The organism is Sphingomonas sp. SL1004, from assembly GCF_057815015.1.
Genome location: NZ_JBYMUX010000001.1, coordinates 4,347,767 through 4,363,421, shown reverse-complemented (window position 1 = coordinate 4,363,421; position 15,655 = coordinate 4,347,767). Strand labels below are relative to the sequence as shown.

The following is a 15,655-nucleotide window of genomic DNA, read 5'->3' as shown; positions in this document are numbered from 1 at the left end:
ACTGACGCCCGGGGATATCGCCGTGGCGTTGGCGACCACCGGCGTATCGTGCCAGCGATAGGAGCACCGCGCATCGCCCCCGCGCCTTGTCGCCGCCGCATCACCTTATAGGCTTCCGGGCAATAGGACGTCGGCACATTCCGACGCAGGGGAACGATATGACACACGTCATGAAGGGCGTCCGTGTGCTGGAAGTGGCGCAATTCACGTTCGTGCCGGCGGCAGGAGGCATCCTGGCCGACTGGGGGGCGGACGTCATCAAGATCGAGCACCCGGTGCGCGGCGATACGCAGCGCGGGTTCCTCAACATGGGCGGCGTGACGCTCGATCCTCAGCGCCACACGCTGTTCGAGCATCCTAATCGTGGCAAGCGCAGCGTCGGCATCGATATCTCGACCCTAGAGGGCCAGGAGATCCTCTACGAACTCGCCAAGACCTGCGACGTGTTCCTGACCAACTATCTCCCGCAGGTCCGCCAGAAGAACAAGTTCGACATCGAGCATATTCGCGCGGTCAACCCGAACATCATTTACGCGCGGGGCAGTGCCCTCGGGAACAAGGGTCCCGAGCGCGAGATCGGCGGGTTCGACGGAACGTGTTTCTGGTCGCGCAGCGGCGTCGCCTATTCGATGACCCCTGCCGAACTCGACGGGCCGCTGACGCAGGGTATCGCCGCATTCGGCGACTCGATCGGCGGCATGTTCATCGCAGGCGGTATCGCCGCCGCACTCTATAATCGTGAAAAGACCGGCGAAGGTGCCGAACTCGACGTGTCCCTGCTCAGCGCCGCGTGGTGGGCGTCGGGCGCGCTGGTCTCGCAGGTGATGGAGACGGGCATCGTCACGCGCAACGGCATGCCTGTCTCGGGCGGCTCGACGCGCAATCCGTTCATGGGCAATTTCCGCACGTCGGACGGCGGCACGATCAACCTGTGCATGGTCAGCCCGACCGGCCTGATCGCCGACACGTTCGCGCATGTCGGCGTTCCGGAAGCAGCGAACGACCCGCGCTTTGCCGACGTGAAATTGCTCATCGAGAATGCCGGCGCCGCGAGCGACATCCTGGTCAAGGCGTTCGCCGCACAGCCCTTCGCCTATTGGCGCCAGCACCTGAAGACCATGAAGGGCCAGTGGGCACCGGTGCAAAGTTTCGAGGATCTGCTCACCGACGAGCAGGCGCTCGCCAACGATATGATCGTCGAAGTCGAGGGCGGCGATGGCGGTGCGCCGTTGCGCCTCGTCCGCGGCCCTGTGCAGTTCGACGGCAAGCCGCTCAAGACCACCCGCTCACCCCAGGCATCGGAGCATACAGAGTTGGTGCTGATGGAACTAGGCGTCGACTGGGACCGGATCGAGGACCTGAAGGCCAAGGGCGCGATCGCCTAATTCGGTAATCCGAGTCGCGCGACCTGCCTCGTCGGCCCACGGCCTTTTCAGCTCGTCTACTGCGAGAACGTCCGGTTTGCCGACCGGGTGGTCCGGCATGTCGGCGTTCCGCGGACACATTTCGTCCTATGGTAAAAAAATAATCCTGTCCCCAAACCGCGATTTTACCGCACCGCACAATATCCCACTGTTGGCGCTACCATCCTCGGTTTTGCGCCGCCATTCCGGCCCGATCACCTCTGCGATACACCCATTTCGGTGACAAATTTTTTGTGCCGCACAAATAAATGAAGCCCTCTCGGTTTTGTTGACAATATGTCCGGCGTATTGAACAACCCTGTCTATTATAAAAAAACGATAGGAGAGCGGACATGGTTGCGAATGCATCGAACAAGGCAAAGATCGCCAAGCGCGTGATTGAAGTCCTCGAGTTTTTCGACGAGACGCATCCGCAGGCGACGGTGATGGATATCGTCCGTCGCTTCGACCGCCCGCAGTCCAGCACGTCCGAACTCCTGTCGAGCCTCGTCGAGGTGGGTTTGCTCTACAAGGACCCGCAGTCTCGCTCCTATTCCCCCACCCCGCGCGCCGCGATGCTCGGCTGTGCGGCACAACCCTCCGTCGTTCGGGATGGCCGTCTTACCGGTCTGATCGATCGCCTCAACGCGCAGACCGGGCTCGGTGTCGGCGTGTTCGGAATGGTCGGCCTCAAGGTGCAGATCTACACGTGGCGCGAGGGGCAGAAGCCGCTTCGCACCGCCAATTCGTTCGCGATCAGCGGCGGGCAGAAGGAGCATCTATGCGACTCCGCCGCCGGCCAGCTGCTGCTTTCGACGATCCCACCCGCACGCCGCGAAAGCATGCTGCGCCGCCTGAACGCCGAGGCTTCCGACGAACGCAAGTTCGCCTTCCCCGAAATGGCGGGCAAGCTCCAGAAGTGCCATATCGACGGTCAGACCGCCGGGCCGATCGGCTTCGACACGACTGCGCAGGTCGCCACCGTGCTGTTCCCCGACCAGCCCGCCAACCAGCCGCTCGCGATCGGCTTCGTCTACGATGCCAGCGAACAGGTCGACACGGCGGCGTTGCTGGAGACGTTGAACGATGCGGTCACTCGGTGCTTCTACAACCAGGAAGCCGCATTCACGGTGGTCCAGCCGTTGTTCGAGACCGGTCTTCCCTGCGCCGCAACGAGCCGCTTGCCCGAGCGCCTGCCGGTGTCGATGATGGCGCACCGGTCCACGATGCCCGGCGAGCGCGCGTATAGCTGAGCGGTCGCGAGGAAAGACGAGGAGCGGCCCGGCAGCGATGTCGGGCCCTTGCCGCTTATCTTGAGATCGCCAACCGGCATGTTCCCCCGCGGACGCGGGGGCCCAGCTAAACCCAAAGAGCTGCGTTTGAAACTCAGCTGGACCCCCGCGTCCGCGGGGGAACATCAAGGGTGAACCCGCGAAGGCCTATCCGGTCAAGGGCAGCGTATCGCCCGCAGAGAAATCCACGATCCGCCCCACACGCGACGCCCGCTGCTTGCGTCCTTCCTGAAACGTGAAGCAGGTCGCCGGCATTCGCGTCGCATCCGATTGCCGATCCATCGGGATCGCGCGACCATGCGCTATGATCGCTGCCCAACGCAGCAATCTGGCCGCCTCCCGTTCGGCTGGTTCCAGCGAAGCGATCCAGCCGCCGAGCTGGAACAGCGTCCCCTTGGATGCCGCGGCGGGTTCGACGATCAAGCCCGACTGCTCGACGAGGCGCAGCACGTGCACCCCATCGCGCGCGATCTCGGCCACCCGGATGCCATCGACCGCATCGCTGACGGCGATCGCATACCGGGTCGGCGCGGCGTCGTGCGCATGAGCTGCGGCGATCACCGCCATGTCGTGCAGATGGGTGCAGTTGATCGTCTTCTCACCCCGCGTCGCTACCGCTTCCAGCGCGACACCCGCGAACGTCGCTTCGAGTTGCGCGACCGCCCCCGGACAGGTCGACCACGGCGCGCGCAGCATGTCCGCCTCAACCCGCACGACGGTCGCACCGTCATGGTGCAGCGTGACGCCCATATGGTGATAATCGTCCTCGACCCATACGCTCACCGCGCTCTCGCCCGGCGTGATGAGGACATGCCGGTGGAACGCGGGCGTCACAGTTTCACTCCTTCGCCAGCAACAGGGCCGCCGCCATCGGCCCGCCGCCCGACGTCGCGATCGCGACGCGGGGATCGCCGCCGATCTGTCGCGCACCGCCCTCGCCGCGCAACTGCACGACCGCCTCATACGCGAAACCGAAGCCGTGCAGACGTCCCCAGCCGAGCTGCCCGCCGCCCGTATTCATCGGCAGCTCGCCACCGCGCGCGATCCGCGTGCCGCCCTCGATGAAGCGCCCGCCCTCGCCGACCTCGCAAAAGCCGAGCCCCTCCAGCCAAGTGATCGGCTGAAACGCGAACCCGTCGTAGAGCTGGACGGTATCGACGTCCTTCACGGTGTAATCGGTGGCCTTCCACAAATCGCGGCCGGTCGGATAGGCGCTCGCCCATTCAGCCTGGTCCCAGCTGTAGCGCTCGACCGACCCCGCGGACGCGGCGATGCGGATCGGGGTCGTCTTCACCTCGTCGAGCGCATCGCCCGCCGACACGATCACCACCGTCGAGCAATCGGTGAACCGGTCGCAATCGTACAGGCAGAACGGCGTCGAGATCATCCGCGCCGCCATGTAGGTATCCATCGTCAGCGGCGTCTTGACCAGCGCCCGCGGATTGAGCGCGGCGTTGGCGTGATCGTTGAGCGCCACCTGCGCGAGCTGTTCGCGCGTCAGGCCATAGCGTTTCATGTGCCGCATCGCGAACTGCGCGGTCCAGTTGGCGGCCGAGAACGCCCCGAACGGCGACACCCATTGCGAATTGCCGGTGACGTCCTTGCGACGCTCCATTGGCGGGAACTCGTCGGGCCGCGCCATCGCCGCCGCCTCGTAGACGGTACGAAAGCAGATCACGTGCCGCGCCAGTCCCGCCTTCACCGCAGCCGCCGCCTCGGCGATCGCGCCGAGCTGCGCGGTCATCTCCATCGCACCGATGTGCCAGCGCGTCGTGAGCGCGAACGCCTCGATCACGTCGTCGGCGCCGATCGGCGAGAAGCCGAGATACGCCGGCATCTTGCCGGGATAGGTCGCGACGCCGTCGATCTGGTCGAGCGTCAGCCCGGCATCGGCAACCGCCTCGCGCACCGCATCTAGCGTCAGCCCGAGCGGCGACCGGGTCAGGCGAACGCCGACCTCGGACATGCCGAGCCCGGTAATGTACGCCTCACCTTTGCCGGCACCCTTCACGCGATCTTCTCGAACAGTGGATACCAGATACCGTCCTGTTCCTCGAACGTCACGCGCACCCGGTCGTCGATCCCCACCGCATCGACCGGGCAGCCGATAATGTTGGTTGTCAGGTACACGCCCGGCGCATCGTCGAGCTTCACGCGGGCGATCACGAACGGCACCTCCATGTCCTTCGCCCACGCCTGGTGGTTGACGGTATAGCTGTCGACCACGCCGGTGCCTGACACCGCGAACGGCGCGACGTTTTCCGACAGGCAATGCCGGCAGATCTCGCGCGGTGGGTGGATGAAGCCGCCGCAATCGCCGCACCGCGCGATATTCAGCTTGCCGTCCGCCCCACCGGTCCAGAACGCGCGGTTATCCTTGTCGAGCCGGACGCGGGAGCGCTGCCAGACCAAGTCAGGCGTCCCACACCAGATGCATCTCCTCGATCCCCATCACATGCCCGCCGTGGAACACCGGCGGACGCGCCGGATCAAGCCGGAATTCCGGCAACCGCGCGAGCATCTCCTCGTACAGCACCTGCAATTCGACACGCGCGAGGTGCGAGCCGAGGCAGCGATGTGGGCCGACGCCGAACGCGATATGGACGTTGTTCTCGCGCTTGAGATCATAGGTCGCGGGATCCGGATACTCGTTCGCATCGAGATCCGCGGCGGGCAGCAGCAGCTTGACGATCTCGCCCGGCATCATCGTCGCACCGGCCAGTTCGACCTGCTTCTTGATGATCCGCATCGGCACGGTGAAGGTAAAGCGCCGCAGCATCTCCTCCGAGGCCTCCGCGATCAGCTTGGGTTCGGCGCGCAGCTGGTTCTGGAGCGCCGGGTCGAGCGCCAGGCCACGCATCGCCAGCCCCATCCCGTTCATCACCGTGTCGAGCCCGGCGATGAACAGCAGGACGCCGTAATTCTCCATGTCGGCAAGCGTGGTCGGCTTGCCGTCGATCTCGATCTGCCACAGCATCGACAGGATGTCGTCGCGCGGATTGTCCTTACGGTCGAGCACGGTATCGCGCATCGCCGCGGCAATCCGCTGCAGGCGCCGCATCGACCCGGCGCGATCGGTGTCGATCGCCGCCATGTGTTCCTTCACGATCGCGCGATATTCCTCCTGCCGTTCTAGCGGCAGCCCGAGCATCTTCAGGAACACCTGCACCGGCAACGGCTCCGCGATCGCGGACATGAACTCGCAGGCACCGTCAGCCTTGACCGCGTCGATCAGTTCTGCCGCCAGGTCCTTGATGCTGGTCCGCAGCGAATTGATGGTCTTGGGCGAGAAGACCTTCTGGAGCGGCTGGCGGTATTTGGTGTGCTCGGGCGGATCGAGCGTGATTGGTACCGGCAATGGAATATGCGGCGCGCCCGGCGGCAGCGACGCGAGCATGGCATCCATCTGCGCCTTTGGTACGAACTCGCTGGAGAACGCCTCGGTATCGCGCGAGGCGGCATAGTTCGCGGCGTGGCTAAGGATCACCCAGCCACCGCCGTTGCGCGGTGTCCAAAACACCGGCGGGGCATTGCGGGCCATATCGAGCAGCCGACCATGCGGATTGACCAGCAATTCCGGATCACCGTGGATATCGAAATCATAGACCAGTGCATCGGGCACGTGATCCGGTTTGGGGACGGTCGAACTGAGCTGAGACTGTGCCATCTTGGGCCTCCGGTAACGTCGCATCTGCGGGCGGCGCGGCTCCGGCGAGCGCGCGTGTCGTACCGGAGCCTGTGTCGCGCGCACCCTCGGCAAAGGCAATGCCGAACCGCTCGGCATCGCCGCAGCGATCCAGCTGCCACGACCGCTTTCGCTGCTGCATCGCGGCGGCGATGAGGCACCGGCGTGGTTGATCGCGCGACCCCTGTTCGTGCTAGATCGCCCTGAAGTTAAGGAGAGACGGGATGAAAGTCCGGATCGATAAATCGGGCTGTGTCGGCAATGCGCGGTGTGCGGCGGTCGCCGAGGCACTCTTCCCGCTCGACGACGACGGCTACATCGCGATCGAGGCGTTCGACGTGCCCGCAGGCCAGGAAAAGGCCGCCAAGAACGGGGCACGCGCCTGTCCGGAACGCATCATCTTCGTCGAGGAAGACGACGGCACGATCTCTTGGCCGCCCACAAAGCGCGCCTGACACCCCAATATTGTGGAGCACCTATGAGCGATATTCTCGGCTATAACGGCAAACGCGTCATCGTCACCGGCTGCTTCTCCGGCATGGGCGAGGCGACTGCCAAGCTGTTGCTGTCGCTGGGGGCCGAGGTCCACGGCCTCGACTACAAGCCATCCACGCTGCCGCTCGCGAGCTTCAACAACGTCGACCTGCGCGATCCCGGTTCGATCGAGGCGGGCGTGGCCGCGATTGGCGGCAAGGTCGATGCGCTGTTCAACTGCGCGGGATTGCCGCAATCCTTCCCGGCGATGGATGTGATGAAGGTCAACTTCATCGGCCTGCGCCACCTGACCGAACAGGTCCTGCCGTTGATGGGCCCGGGCGGCGCGATCGCCAGCATCGCCTCGACCGGCGGACTCGGCTGGAGCCGTCGCATCCCGACCAATATGGAGTTCGTCACCACCAAGGGCTTCGCGGCGGCGGTCGAATGGGCCGAGGCGCATCAGGAGGACACGATCAAGGAGGGCTACAGCTTCTCCAAGGAGAACGTGATCGTCTGGACGCAATATATGGGCGCGCACCTGATCAAGCAGGGCATCCGGATCAACTGCACCCTGCCCAGCCCCACGCAGACGCCGATGATGGCGGCCTTCCACGAAACGTCGGGCAAGGACGTGGTCGATGCCGCCGCCGAGCCGATGGGGCGCTATTCGACGCCAGAGGAACAGGCCGGGGGACTCGTCCTGCTCAACAGTGCGCTCGCCGGCATCGTCAACGGCGTGGTCTTCCCGGTGGATGGCGGGTTCATGGGCGGCGTCGCGACGGGTCAAGTCGATCTCAGCAAGATGATGCGCCGGGCGGCTCCCGCTGCCGCATAACAATAGGACCGCGCGATGAATTTCGACCTGACCGACGACCAGGAGATGATGCGCGACATGTTCGCGCGTTTCCTCGACGAGAACAGTTCCACCGCGCGGGTGCGCGCTGCCGCGCCGTCGGGTTTCGATGCCGCGCTGTGGAAGGGACTGGCCGAGCAGGGCGCGCTGTCGATCCGCGTGCCCGAAGCGTCGGGCGGTCTAGGGCTCGGCCTGATCGACGCGGCCGTGTTGATGGAAGAGGCCGGCCGAACGCTGGCGTCGGGACCGCTCGCCGAGGCGCTGATCGCCGCGCGCTTGCTGGCATTGTTCGGCGGCGACGCCGACTTGCTCGAGCGTGCGATGACCGGTGAGAGCGTCGTCACGATCGCCTTCCACGATATCGCCGATCAGCCGCGCCAGTGGATTGCCGGCGGCCTGATCGCGGAAGGCCTGATCGCACGAAACGGCAGCGACGTGGTGCTCGTCACCGTGGCGGATGGCGCGCGGGTCGCGGAGGAGAACCTCGCCGACACGCCGCTCGCCGAGCTCGATCTCGCAGCGCAGCCACAGGTCGTCCTCGCCTCGGGCGATGCCGCACTGGCGACGTTCGCCGCCGCGATCGAGGAGTGGAAACTGCTCGTTTCCGCGGCACTTGCGGGGCTCGGGCGCGAGGCGCTCAAGCTAGCCGCGGCGTATGCGAGCGAGCGGAAACAGTTTGGTCAGTTCATCGGCCAGTTTCAGGCGATCTCGCACCCGCTCGCCGACCTGATCTGCGAGGTGGACGGCGGCAAGTTCCTCGTCTGGAAGGCGATCCGCGACATCGCCAACGGCACGCCGACCGCCGGGGCCGCGATCTCCGTGGCGGCGTGGTGGAACGCCGAAGCCGCCGCGCGCGCCACCGCGCAGGCGCTGCACACCTTCGGTGGCTACGGCCTGACCACCGAATACGACATCTTCCTGTTCAACCTGCGTGCCAAGGCCTGGCCGCTCGTACTTGGCGACCCGCAGCGGCTGCTCGACGAGGCCGGTCGGCGCCTTTACGCGGGCGAGACGACCGCGCTGCCCGACGCCGGCGAGAGCCCGATCGACTTCGATCTCGGCGACAACGCCAACGCGATCGCGCAGGAGATCCACACTTTCTTCGCCGCCAATGTCACGCCGGAAATGCGCGACAAGTTTCACTACAGCTGGGAAGGCTACAACCCGGAACTCAACCGCAAGCTCGCCGCCGAAAACCTGCTGTATCTCGGGTTGCCGAAGGACGTCGGCGGGCGCGGCCTGTCGCCCTATGCGAAGATCGCAGCGATGGATGCGTTCGAGCTCGAGGGGTATAACAATCCCGCGGCGGGCGTATCGCAGATGGTCGCGCTGATCATCCACCGGTTTGGCTCGGACGACCTCAAGCAGGACGTCCTGCCGAAGATCATGTCGGGCGAGGTGATCTGCAGCCTGGGGTATTCGGAGCCGGGCGCAGGGTCCGACGTGTTCGCCGCGCAATGCCGCGCCACCCCGGATGGAAACGGCTGGCGAATCGACGGCACCAAGATGTTCACCAGCGGTGCCAACCTCGCCAGCTATGTCCTGATGCTCGCACGCACCAATACCGAAGTCGCCAAGCACAAGGGGCTGACGATGTTCGTCGTGCCGCTCAAGACCAACGGCGAACAGACGGAAGGCGTCACGGTCCAGCCGGTCCATACCTTCCAGGACGAGCGGACCAACATCACCTTCTACGACAACGTCAAGATTCCCGATAGCTGGCGGCTTGGCGACGTCGATGGCGGCGTGAAGACGATGAGCGCCAGCCTGGAATTGGAACATGGCGGCGGGTTCGCGAAGTATCAGCGCGCGATGCTCCACGCGGGCGAGCAACTGTGTCGCGAGGTCACCAGGCACGGCAAGCCACTGATCGACGATCCGGCGGCGCAGACGCGACTGGCGCGCACCGTCGCGAACCTGTGGGTGTCCGAACTGCTCACGTTCCGTGCGACTTGGGTGATCGCCGAGAAGAAGACCAACCTCGCCTACGGGCCGATGGCGAAGATGTTCTCGTCGGAGAAATTCCTTACCGACGCGCGCGACCTGCTCGATCTGACCGCACCGCTGTCGCTGTCGAAGCGCAAGGGGGCGGCGGCCGAGATCAACATGTTCTATCGCCACGCGCAGGGCTCGACGATCTATGGCGGCACCAGCGAAGTCCACCGCTCGATGATCGCCGAACGCGGCCTCGGCCTGCCGCGCACCCGCGCTTGAGGATCGCCGTATGACCGATGCCCCCGATCCTGCCCCGGCTCCTGCCCCCGATCCTACGCCGCATCTGCTGACCGAGGAGCAGGACGGTGTCCTCATCGCGACGCTCAACCGCCCCGACAAGCTGAACGCGCTGTCGGGCGAAACGATGGCGCTGTTCGAGACCGCGCTGCACCGTTTCCGCGACACGCCCGCGCTGAAGGTCATGCTGGTCCGCGCGAACGGCCGGTTCTTCAGCGCGGGTGCGGATCTGCGCGGCGGATCGTCGCGACCGCGGCCGACGACGGCGTCTGAGATCCGCGAAAACCACCGGCTCGGGCTGCACGGCATGCACCGGATCTACGACGAGATGGAGCATGTCGAGAAGCCGATCGTCTGCGCCATTCACGCCGATTGCGTCGGTGGCGGGCTCGAACTCGCTTTGTCCTGCGATTTCCGGCTGGCCGCGAAATCCGCGTCGTTCGCGTTCCCCGAAGGACTGTTCGGGGTGCTCCCCGCATCCAACGGGGTAAGCCGGCTGACGCGGATCTGCGGTGCGCATTGGGCGCGGTGGCTGATCATGGGCAACCAGAAGGCCGACGCGGATCGTGCGCTGATCATGGGACTGGTCCACGACGTTTTGCCCGACGACGGCTTCGCGGATGCGGCGCTGGCGTTCTGCCGGCATCTGACCAAGTCGAGCGGCGAACAGATGGGCGCGGCGAAGATCGCGATTGAGATGGCGAGCGAACTCGGGCCCGAGATGGGCCGGCACGTCGAGCGGATGGCGAACAGCGCGCTGATGCTCAATCCGGCGTATCTGGAGGGGATCGAGCGGTATATTTCGAAGCTTGGGTCGAAGAAGTAGCCGATCGGATCGGCAGAACGAGTTTCTCTTCGTGGAGGGCGTAGCCCCTGAATGGCTCCCGGTAACCCCTGAATGGCTTCCGCCTGCAAAAAATACGCTGCGCGCGATGCCCCGGAACCACACCACCGTGGCAACCTGGGCGCGTGCCCACAACCAGTTCCGGCGGCAGGCGCCTTAGACAGCACGTCCCATCAGCGCGAGCACTTCCTTGCGGCTGCGTTCGTCGTCGCGGAACACGCCCATCATCCGGCTCGTCACCATCGTCACGCCCGGCGTGCGGACTCCGCGCGCGGTCATGCAAGCATGGCTCGCCTCGATCACCACCGCGACGCCCTGCGGCTTGAGGTTGTCCCAAATGCAATCCGCCACTTCTGCGGTCAGTCGCTCCTGCACCTGCAATCGGCGCGCGAACCCATGCAGCACGCGCGCGAGCTTCGAGATGCCGACGACATAGTCGCGCGGCAGGTAGGCGATGTGTGCCTTGCCGATGATCGGCGCCATGTGGTGCTCGCAATGTGACTGGAACGGAATGTCCTTCAGCAGCACGATCTCGTCATAGCCGCCGACCTCCTCAAACACGCGGTCGAGATGTTTTGCCGGATCGTCGCCATAGCCCGCGCAATATTCCTTCCACGCGCGTGCGACGCGCCGCGGCGTATCGAGCAGCCCCTCGCGGGTCGGATCGTCGCCTGTCCAGCGGATTAGCGTACGGATCGCCGACGCGACGTCTTCCGGCACGATCGGCTTGCCGTCTGACCCTCGTTCGTTGGTTATAGCAGTGCTGCTATCGTCCCCATCGCATTCGACCCGCATAGCAATACCTTGTGTCAGTATATCAAAATTACACCGTATCTCTACGCTGCAAACGTACCATTTCGCTCAACACGTGCGCGGTATGCGGACTGCAAGGATCGAACGGTGCCTTTGCAAAATCTCAATTCTTCGCCTCAGCCCGAAACTCTCGAATCCCAAGTTCCAGCAATCGCGATTCCGCACGCAGGAAATTGCGTACGTTCGGCGAGAACGCGCCCGGCAGCACCGTCGGCAGGATCCGATCGGTGGCGATCGTCACGACGCGTTCGATCCCCGTGTACAGCACCGTCGCCATGCCGGCCGCCGGGGTGCCGGGAACGCCGGGGTCCTGATCCATCTGCGAGATCAGCAATCCGATCACCGGCTGCGCGGCGTGGACACGGTGGACCATCATCCGTTCGTCGCGCTGGTCGGCCATGCTGTTGCGCAGATGCAGGATCATCGAGTTGCGATGCCAGAACCCATGCAGCGCAGTGACGAACTCCAGGCAATGCGCGTTCAGGTTTTCGTCCGGCCAGCGTTCGCGCAGATGCCGCAGATAGCTTGCTTCGGCATCGGCGGAAAGCGGCTCCAGTACCGCGAGCAGCAACTCGGTCAGGTCGGTGAAATATACATATAGCGACGTCATCCCGAGCGATGCCTGCCGCGCCACCGCGCTAAGCGAGATCGGCGCATCGAGCGATCCCGCCAGCAGTTCGTTGGTTGCGGCTATAATCCGGTCGCGCGTGTCGCGCCCCTTGCGGCCAAGCCGTTGCCCGTTAAGGTTATGGCTGACCACCTTCGCCGCCGCCGGACCGCGTGGCCTTACCGTCTCCGTCGGTTGAACAACATCCACGCCCGCATCCCGTCCTAGCCTCGGCGCCCGATCATGCCGCGCGCCATGCGATCAACTTGGTCTCTAGAAACTCCTCGATTCCCTCGAGACCCCATTCGCGGCCCATACCAGACGCCTTGTAGCCGCCAAACGGTATATCGCCGGCGATGCTCATCCCGCCATTCACGCTCATCGTGCCGGTGCGGACGCGCTTGGCGATCTTCATCGCCCGGTCGAGATCGCCCGACGACACGCCGCCGCCCAGCCCGTAATCGCTGTCGTTGGCGATCCGGATCGCATCCTCGTCGTCCTCGAACGGGATCACCACCAGCACGGGTCCGAAGATCTCCTCCTGCGCGATCCGCATGTCGTTGGTGACGTCGACGAAACAGGTCGGCTCGATGAAATAGCCACCGCCCTTGTCGGGGCGCATCTTGCCGCCTGCGATCATCGTCGCGCCTTCCCGCTGGCCGAGTTCGATATACGACATCACCCGCTCCATCTGCCGCTTCGACACGACCGGTCCCATGATGTGCTTGGGCTCGTCGAACACCCCCCAGTTATCGCCGAAACTCGAATACGCATGCTTGAGGATCCCCTTGGCCTCCTCATAGCGGCTCTTCGGTACGAGCAGTCGCGACTGGACCGCGCAGCCCTGCCCTGCATGGAACACCAGCATGGTCTGCGCGACGTCCATCGCGAAGTTCGGCGCGTCGTCGAGCACGATCTTCGCCGATTTGCCGCCGAGTTCGAGAAACACGCGCTTCAGCGTGTCCGCGCCCTGCTGCATGATCCGTTTGCCGACGCCGGTGGAGCCGGTGAACGAGATCAGGTCGACGCGCTTGTCCTTGACCAGCATCTCGCCCGCCAGCGCCGGATCACTGCCGAACACGACGTTGAGCACCCCCTTGGGAAAGCCCGCTTCGATCGCCAGTTCACCGAAGATCGCGCCCATGCCCGGCGTGTCGGGGGCGGGCTTGAGGATCACGGTGCAGCCCGCGAGCAGCGCAGCGACCACCTTGCCGACGTTGACGTAAAGCGGCACGTTCCACGGCGTGATCGCGGCGACCACGCCGATCGGCTCATACACCGCTTTCCGCAACGTCTCGAAGCCGTACGAGGTACGGCCACCGTAATCGCGCTCCCACGTCACCTTCGGGAAAGCGGCGATGTAATCGTCCCAGCCCTCCATCGCCATGTCGACATGCGCGCGCCCGACCGCGCCCCATGCCGCGCCCGCTTCGTGCCGCGCCAGGTCCGACAGGCGTTCCTTGTTCGCCGCGAACAGATCGCGCAGCTTGGTGACCAGCTGGAGACGCAGATCGACGTTCGTAGCCCAGTCGGTGTCGTCGAACGCACGCCGCGCCGCCGCGATCGCCGCCTCGACATCCGCCGCCGATGCGTCTGCCGCCTTGCCGACGGGTTCGCCGGTCCACGGGCTGATCACGTCGAAGGTCTTGCCACCCTCGGCATCGCGGAGTTTGCCATCGATGAACAGCTTGGCGTCGGGAAGGGTCGTCATGGCGAAAGTCTTTCTAACGGGACCAAGGGAATCAGCGTCGGGGAATCAGCGCCGGCTGCCGCTGAGTGTGACGAGGCCGACATGGAGATCGGCGGGCATGTCGAGCACCGCGCGAAACGCGTCGGTGACTGAATTGTAATGCGAGATCGGCCGTTCGCGCAGGTTGATGCCGATCTTGGCGTTCTCCTGCGCGAACTTCACCGCGACCTCCATCGGCCAGCCGCTGCCGGTCTTGGTCTCGTCCATCATCATGCCCGCGCGAACCACGGTGACGCGCACGCCCTCCGCCTCCAGCTCGCGACCCCACATGTGCGAGACGAGTTCGAGCCCGGTCTTGGCGCCGGCATACATCCACAGCATCGGCATCTGCAGCGCGACGGACTCGCTCGTAACGTTGATGATGTGCCCGCCGCCGCGCAGCAGCGGCAGGGCGGCGCGCGCACAGAACACGGGTCCGGCGAGGTTGATCGATATCTGGTTGAGGATCTGGTCGTCGCGCGCATCGGCCAGCGTGAACGGCTCGTACACGCCGGCGTTATTGATCAGCACGTCGATCTTAGGATAGCTTTCAGCGATCGTAGCAAAGACGCTGCGCACCGCGTCCGGGTCCGCCACGTCGCACTGTATCGCGACGTGCGGCGCGCCGATCTCGTCCGCCACCGCCTTTACCTTCGACAGCGTGCGTCCGAGAAGAATAACGGTCTCGCCATCGGCAGCGAAACGCCGGGCCAGCGCGCGCCCTAGTCCGTCGCCTGCCCCGGTGATCACGATCGTCTTTGCCAACTCTCCGCTCCCTTATGCTTTGACGTTAAGTGCCCCGCGCGCGCCGCATGCGGCAAGGGCCGACCGTATCGTGCGCGCGATGCTTGCCGAACTCAGCCCACGGGTCGGGCAAAGTCGGGGGGATAGACCGATAGGTCGCCGTCATACGCGACCCCGCCCGGCCAGAACGCATCGCCGCTGACCTTGCGGAAATAATGCACCGTCCGCGCGAAGGAACCGGCCGAGGATCGCGGCGCCATCGCAACCCCGCTGGGCGAAACACCACGTGCGCGGGCACTAAAGTCCTTCACCGTGAACAGCAGGTCGTCGGTCTGGAGCGCGCACAGGACCAGGTCGCTGCCGGGACAATAGCGGACCGGTTCGACCTGGAGCGGCGACAGGCGGCCGCGCTTCATCGCCACCTTGCCGGGGACGCGCGTCACTTCCGGGCCGTGCACGTCGGTGTACCATTGCTGATACTCCGCCTCGCGACCCGCAACGAAATTGGCGAGAATGATGCTGACGCCCGACAACGGCTTGTCGGGTTGGTGGTTGGGGCTGGATACCCAGTCCGAATACATCGCATAGCTGTGGATACGTTCGCTCTCGTCGGCATCGTCGATGAGCCCGGCATCGCGTGCCTCGGCGAGCAGCGGCGCGAGCGCGGGCAGGTCGATTGCCGGCGCCGGATAGTCGAAATCATAGACGCTCACGAACCGCCACGGCTGCGGAATGTCGGGCATGACCTGTTCGGGCGTCACCTCGTACCGATCGGCCGCCACGAACCCGCGCAGCCGTTTTAGCGCGTCGCGGTGAGGCCCGTCGAACCATGCGGCGTACGCATCCTCGCGCCCCGCCAACACGTTGTGAAGGTGGATCGTCGTGTACAGGCTCATCCCTCGTCCCTTCGCTTTGCGCGTTGGGAGGGGTCTAAGCCGTGGCGCACGAAAGCCATATCGCGGGTGCGATTTGACCC

General features: G+C 65.0%; 15 protein-coding genes. 6 read left to right on the top strand and 9 right to left on the bottom strand.

Annotation, left to right across the window (positions count from 1 at the left end):
• Positions 1-158 precede the first annotated feature (158 nt).
• Together AC3D24_RS20100 and AC3D24_RS20095 are read left to right on the top strand one after the other, a co-directional pair.
• A complete protein-coding gene (locus AC3D24_RS20100; protein ID WP_093400229.1) occupies positions 159-1,385 on the top strand; it encodes a CaiB/BaiF CoA transferase family protein in 1,227 nt (408 codons plus the stop codon).
• A gap of 371 nt (positions 1,386-1,756) precedes the next feature.
• Positions 1,757-2,656, top strand: coding sequence for a helix-turn-helix domain-containing protein (locus tag AC3D24_RS20095; RefSeq protein WP_489032839.1), 900 nt, complete (start codon positions 1,757-1,759; stop codon positions 2,654-2,656).
• A 186-nt stretch (positions 2,657-2,842) separates the two neighbouring features.
• Here the strand turns inward: AC3D24_RS20095 and AC3D24_RS20090 are convergent, their stop codons facing one another.
• Genes AC3D24_RS20090 through AC3D24_RS20075 form a run of 4 tightly spaced genes read right to left on the bottom strand, consistent with a single transcriptional unit; the run spans position 2,843 to position 6,362 of the window.
• A complete protein-coding gene (locus AC3D24_RS20090) occupies positions 2,843-3,529 on the bottom strand; it encodes a DUF2889 domain-containing protein (protein ID WP_489032838.1) in 687 nt (228 codons plus the stop codon).
• Between the two features lie 4 nt (positions 3,530-3,533).
• Complete coding sequence (locus AC3D24_RS20085) at positions 3,534-4,661, bottom strand: thiolase family protein (protein ID WP_489033259.1); 1,128 nt, start codon at positions 4,659-4,661, stop codon at positions 3,534-3,536.
• A 41-nt stretch (positions 4,662-4,702) separates the two neighbouring features.
• Complete coding sequence (locus tag AC3D24_RS20080) at positions 4,703-5,107, bottom strand: Zn-ribbon domain-containing OB-fold protein (protein ID WP_489032837.1); 405 nt, start codon at positions 5,105-5,107, stop codon at positions 4,703-4,705.
• A 1-nt stretch (position 5,108) separates the two neighbouring features.
• The gene (locus tag AC3D24_RS20075) at positions 5,109-6,362 is read right to left on the bottom strand and encodes a cytochrome P450 (RefSeq protein WP_489032836.1); all 1,254 of its coding nucleotides are present in this window, start codon (positions 6,360-6,362) and stop codon (positions 5,109-5,111) included.
• 242 nt (positions 6,363-6,604) lie between these two features.
• Here AC3D24_RS20075 and AC3D24_RS20070 point away from each other — a divergent pair, with 242 nt between their 5' ends.
• The 4 genes from AC3D24_RS20070 to AC3D24_RS20055 are packed head-to-tail and all read left to right on the top strand — an operon-like array spanning position 6,605 to position 10,768.
• Positions 6,605-6,835, top strand: coding sequence for a ferredoxin (locus AC3D24_RS20070; RefSeq protein ID WP_489032835.1), 231 nt, complete (start codon positions 6,605-6,607; stop codon positions 6,833-6,835).
• Positions 6,836-6,858: 23 nt separating this feature from the next.
• Complete coding sequence (locus AC3D24_RS20065; protein WP_489032834.1) at positions 6,859-7,692, top strand: coniferyl-alcohol dehydrogenase; 834 nt, start codon at positions 6,859-6,861, stop codon at positions 7,690-7,692.
• Positions 7,693-7,707: 15 nt separating this feature from the next.
• Positions 7,708-9,924, top strand: a complete 2,217-nt coding sequence (locus AC3D24_RS20060; protein WP_489032833.1) for an acyl-CoA dehydrogenase family protein — start codon at positions 7,708-7,710, stop codon at positions 9,922-9,924.
• 10 nt (positions 9,925-9,934) lie between these two features.
• Positions 9,935-10,768 (top strand): enoyl-CoA hydratase/isomerase family protein, encoded by an 834-nt coding sequence (locus AC3D24_RS20055; protein ID WP_489032832.1) that lies wholly within the window; start codon positions 9,935-9,937, stop codon positions 10,766-10,768.
• 174 nt (positions 10,769-10,942) lie between these two features.
• Here the strand turns inward: AC3D24_RS20055 and folE are convergent, their stop codons facing one another.
• From folE to AC3D24_RS20030, 5 genes are all read right to left on the bottom strand, one after another.
• The gene (folE, locus tag AC3D24_RS20050; protein ID WP_489032831.1) at positions 10,943-11,581 is read right to left on the bottom strand and encodes a GTP cyclohydrolase I FolE; all 639 of its coding nucleotides are present in this window, start codon (positions 11,579-11,581) and stop codon (positions 10,943-10,945) included.
• Between the two features lie 121 nt (positions 11,582-11,702).
• Positions 11,703-12,416 carry a TetR/AcrR family transcriptional regulator gene (locus tag AC3D24_RS20045; RefSeq protein WP_489032829.1) on the bottom strand — a complete coding sequence of 238 codons (714 nt, stop codon included), beginning with the start codon at positions 12,414-12,416 and terminating at the stop codon, positions 11,703-11,705.
• A gap of 31 nt (positions 12,417-12,447) precedes the next feature.
• Positions 12,448-13,917 (bottom strand): aldehyde dehydrogenase family protein, encoded by a 1,470-nt coding sequence (locus AC3D24_RS20040; protein WP_489032827.1) that lies wholly within the window; start codon positions 13,915-13,917, stop codon positions 12,448-12,450.
• A 45-nt stretch (positions 13,918-13,962) separates the two neighbouring features.
• Positions 13,963-14,700: an SDR family oxidoreductase gene (locus AC3D24_RS20035; RefSeq protein ID WP_489032825.1), complete on the bottom strand. Its 738-nt coding sequence runs from the start codon at positions 14,698-14,700 to the stop codon at positions 13,963-13,965.
• 92 nt (positions 14,701-14,792) lie between these two features.
• A complete protein-coding gene (locus tag AC3D24_RS20030) occupies positions 14,793-15,575 on the bottom strand; it encodes a hypothetical protein (protein WP_489032824.1) in 783 nt (260 codons plus the stop codon).
• Positions 15,576-15,655: the final 80 nt, after the last annotated feature.

What these genes read in the sequence shown, in the direction of transcription:
- AC3D24_RS20100 (WP_093400229.1), top strand. Translation starts at nt 159, where the DNA reads ATGACACACGTCATGAAGGGCGTCCGTGTGCTGGAAGTGGCGCAATTC.
- AC3D24_RS20095 (WP_489032839.1), top strand. Translation starts at nt 1,757, where the DNA reads ATGGTTGCGAATGCATCGAACAAGGCAAAGATCGCCAAGCGCGTGATT.
- AC3D24_RS20085 (WP_489033259.1), bottom strand. Translation starts at nt 4,661, where the DNA reads ATGTCCGAGGTCGGCGTTCGCCTGACCCGGTCGCCGCTCGGGCTGACG.
- AC3D24_RS20075 (WP_489032836.1), bottom strand. Translation starts at nt 6,362, where the DNA reads ATGGCACAGTCTCAGCTCAGTTCGACCGTCCCCAAACCGGATCACGTG.
- AC3D24_RS20070 (WP_489032835.1), top strand. Translation starts at nt 6,605, where the DNA reads ATGAAAGTCCGGATCGATAAATCGGGCTGTGTCGGCAATGCGCGGTGT.
- AC3D24_RS20065 (WP_489032834.1), top strand. Translation starts at nt 6,859, where the DNA reads ATGAGCGATATTCTCGGCTATAACGGCAAACGCGTCATCGTCACCGGC.
- AC3D24_RS20060 (WP_489032833.1), top strand. Translation starts at nt 7,708, where the DNA reads ATGAATTTCGACCTGACCGACGACCAGGAGATGATGCGCGACATGTTC.
- AC3D24_RS20055 (WP_489032832.1), top strand. Translation starts at nt 9,935, where the DNA reads ATGACCGATGCCCCCGATCCTGCCCCGGCTCCTGCCCCCGATCCTACG.
- folE (WP_489032831.1), bottom strand. Translation starts at nt 11,581, where the DNA reads ATGCGGGTCGAATGCGATGGGGACGATAGCAGCACTGCTATAACCAAC.
- AC3D24_RS20040 (WP_489032827.1), bottom strand. Translation starts at nt 13,917, where the DNA reads ATGACGACCCTTCCCGACGCCAAGCTGTTCATCGATGGCAAACTCCGC.
- AC3D24_RS20030 (WP_489032824.1), bottom strand. Translation starts at nt 15,575, where the DNA reads ATGAGCCTGTACACGACGATCCACCTTCACAACGTGTTGGCGGGGCGC.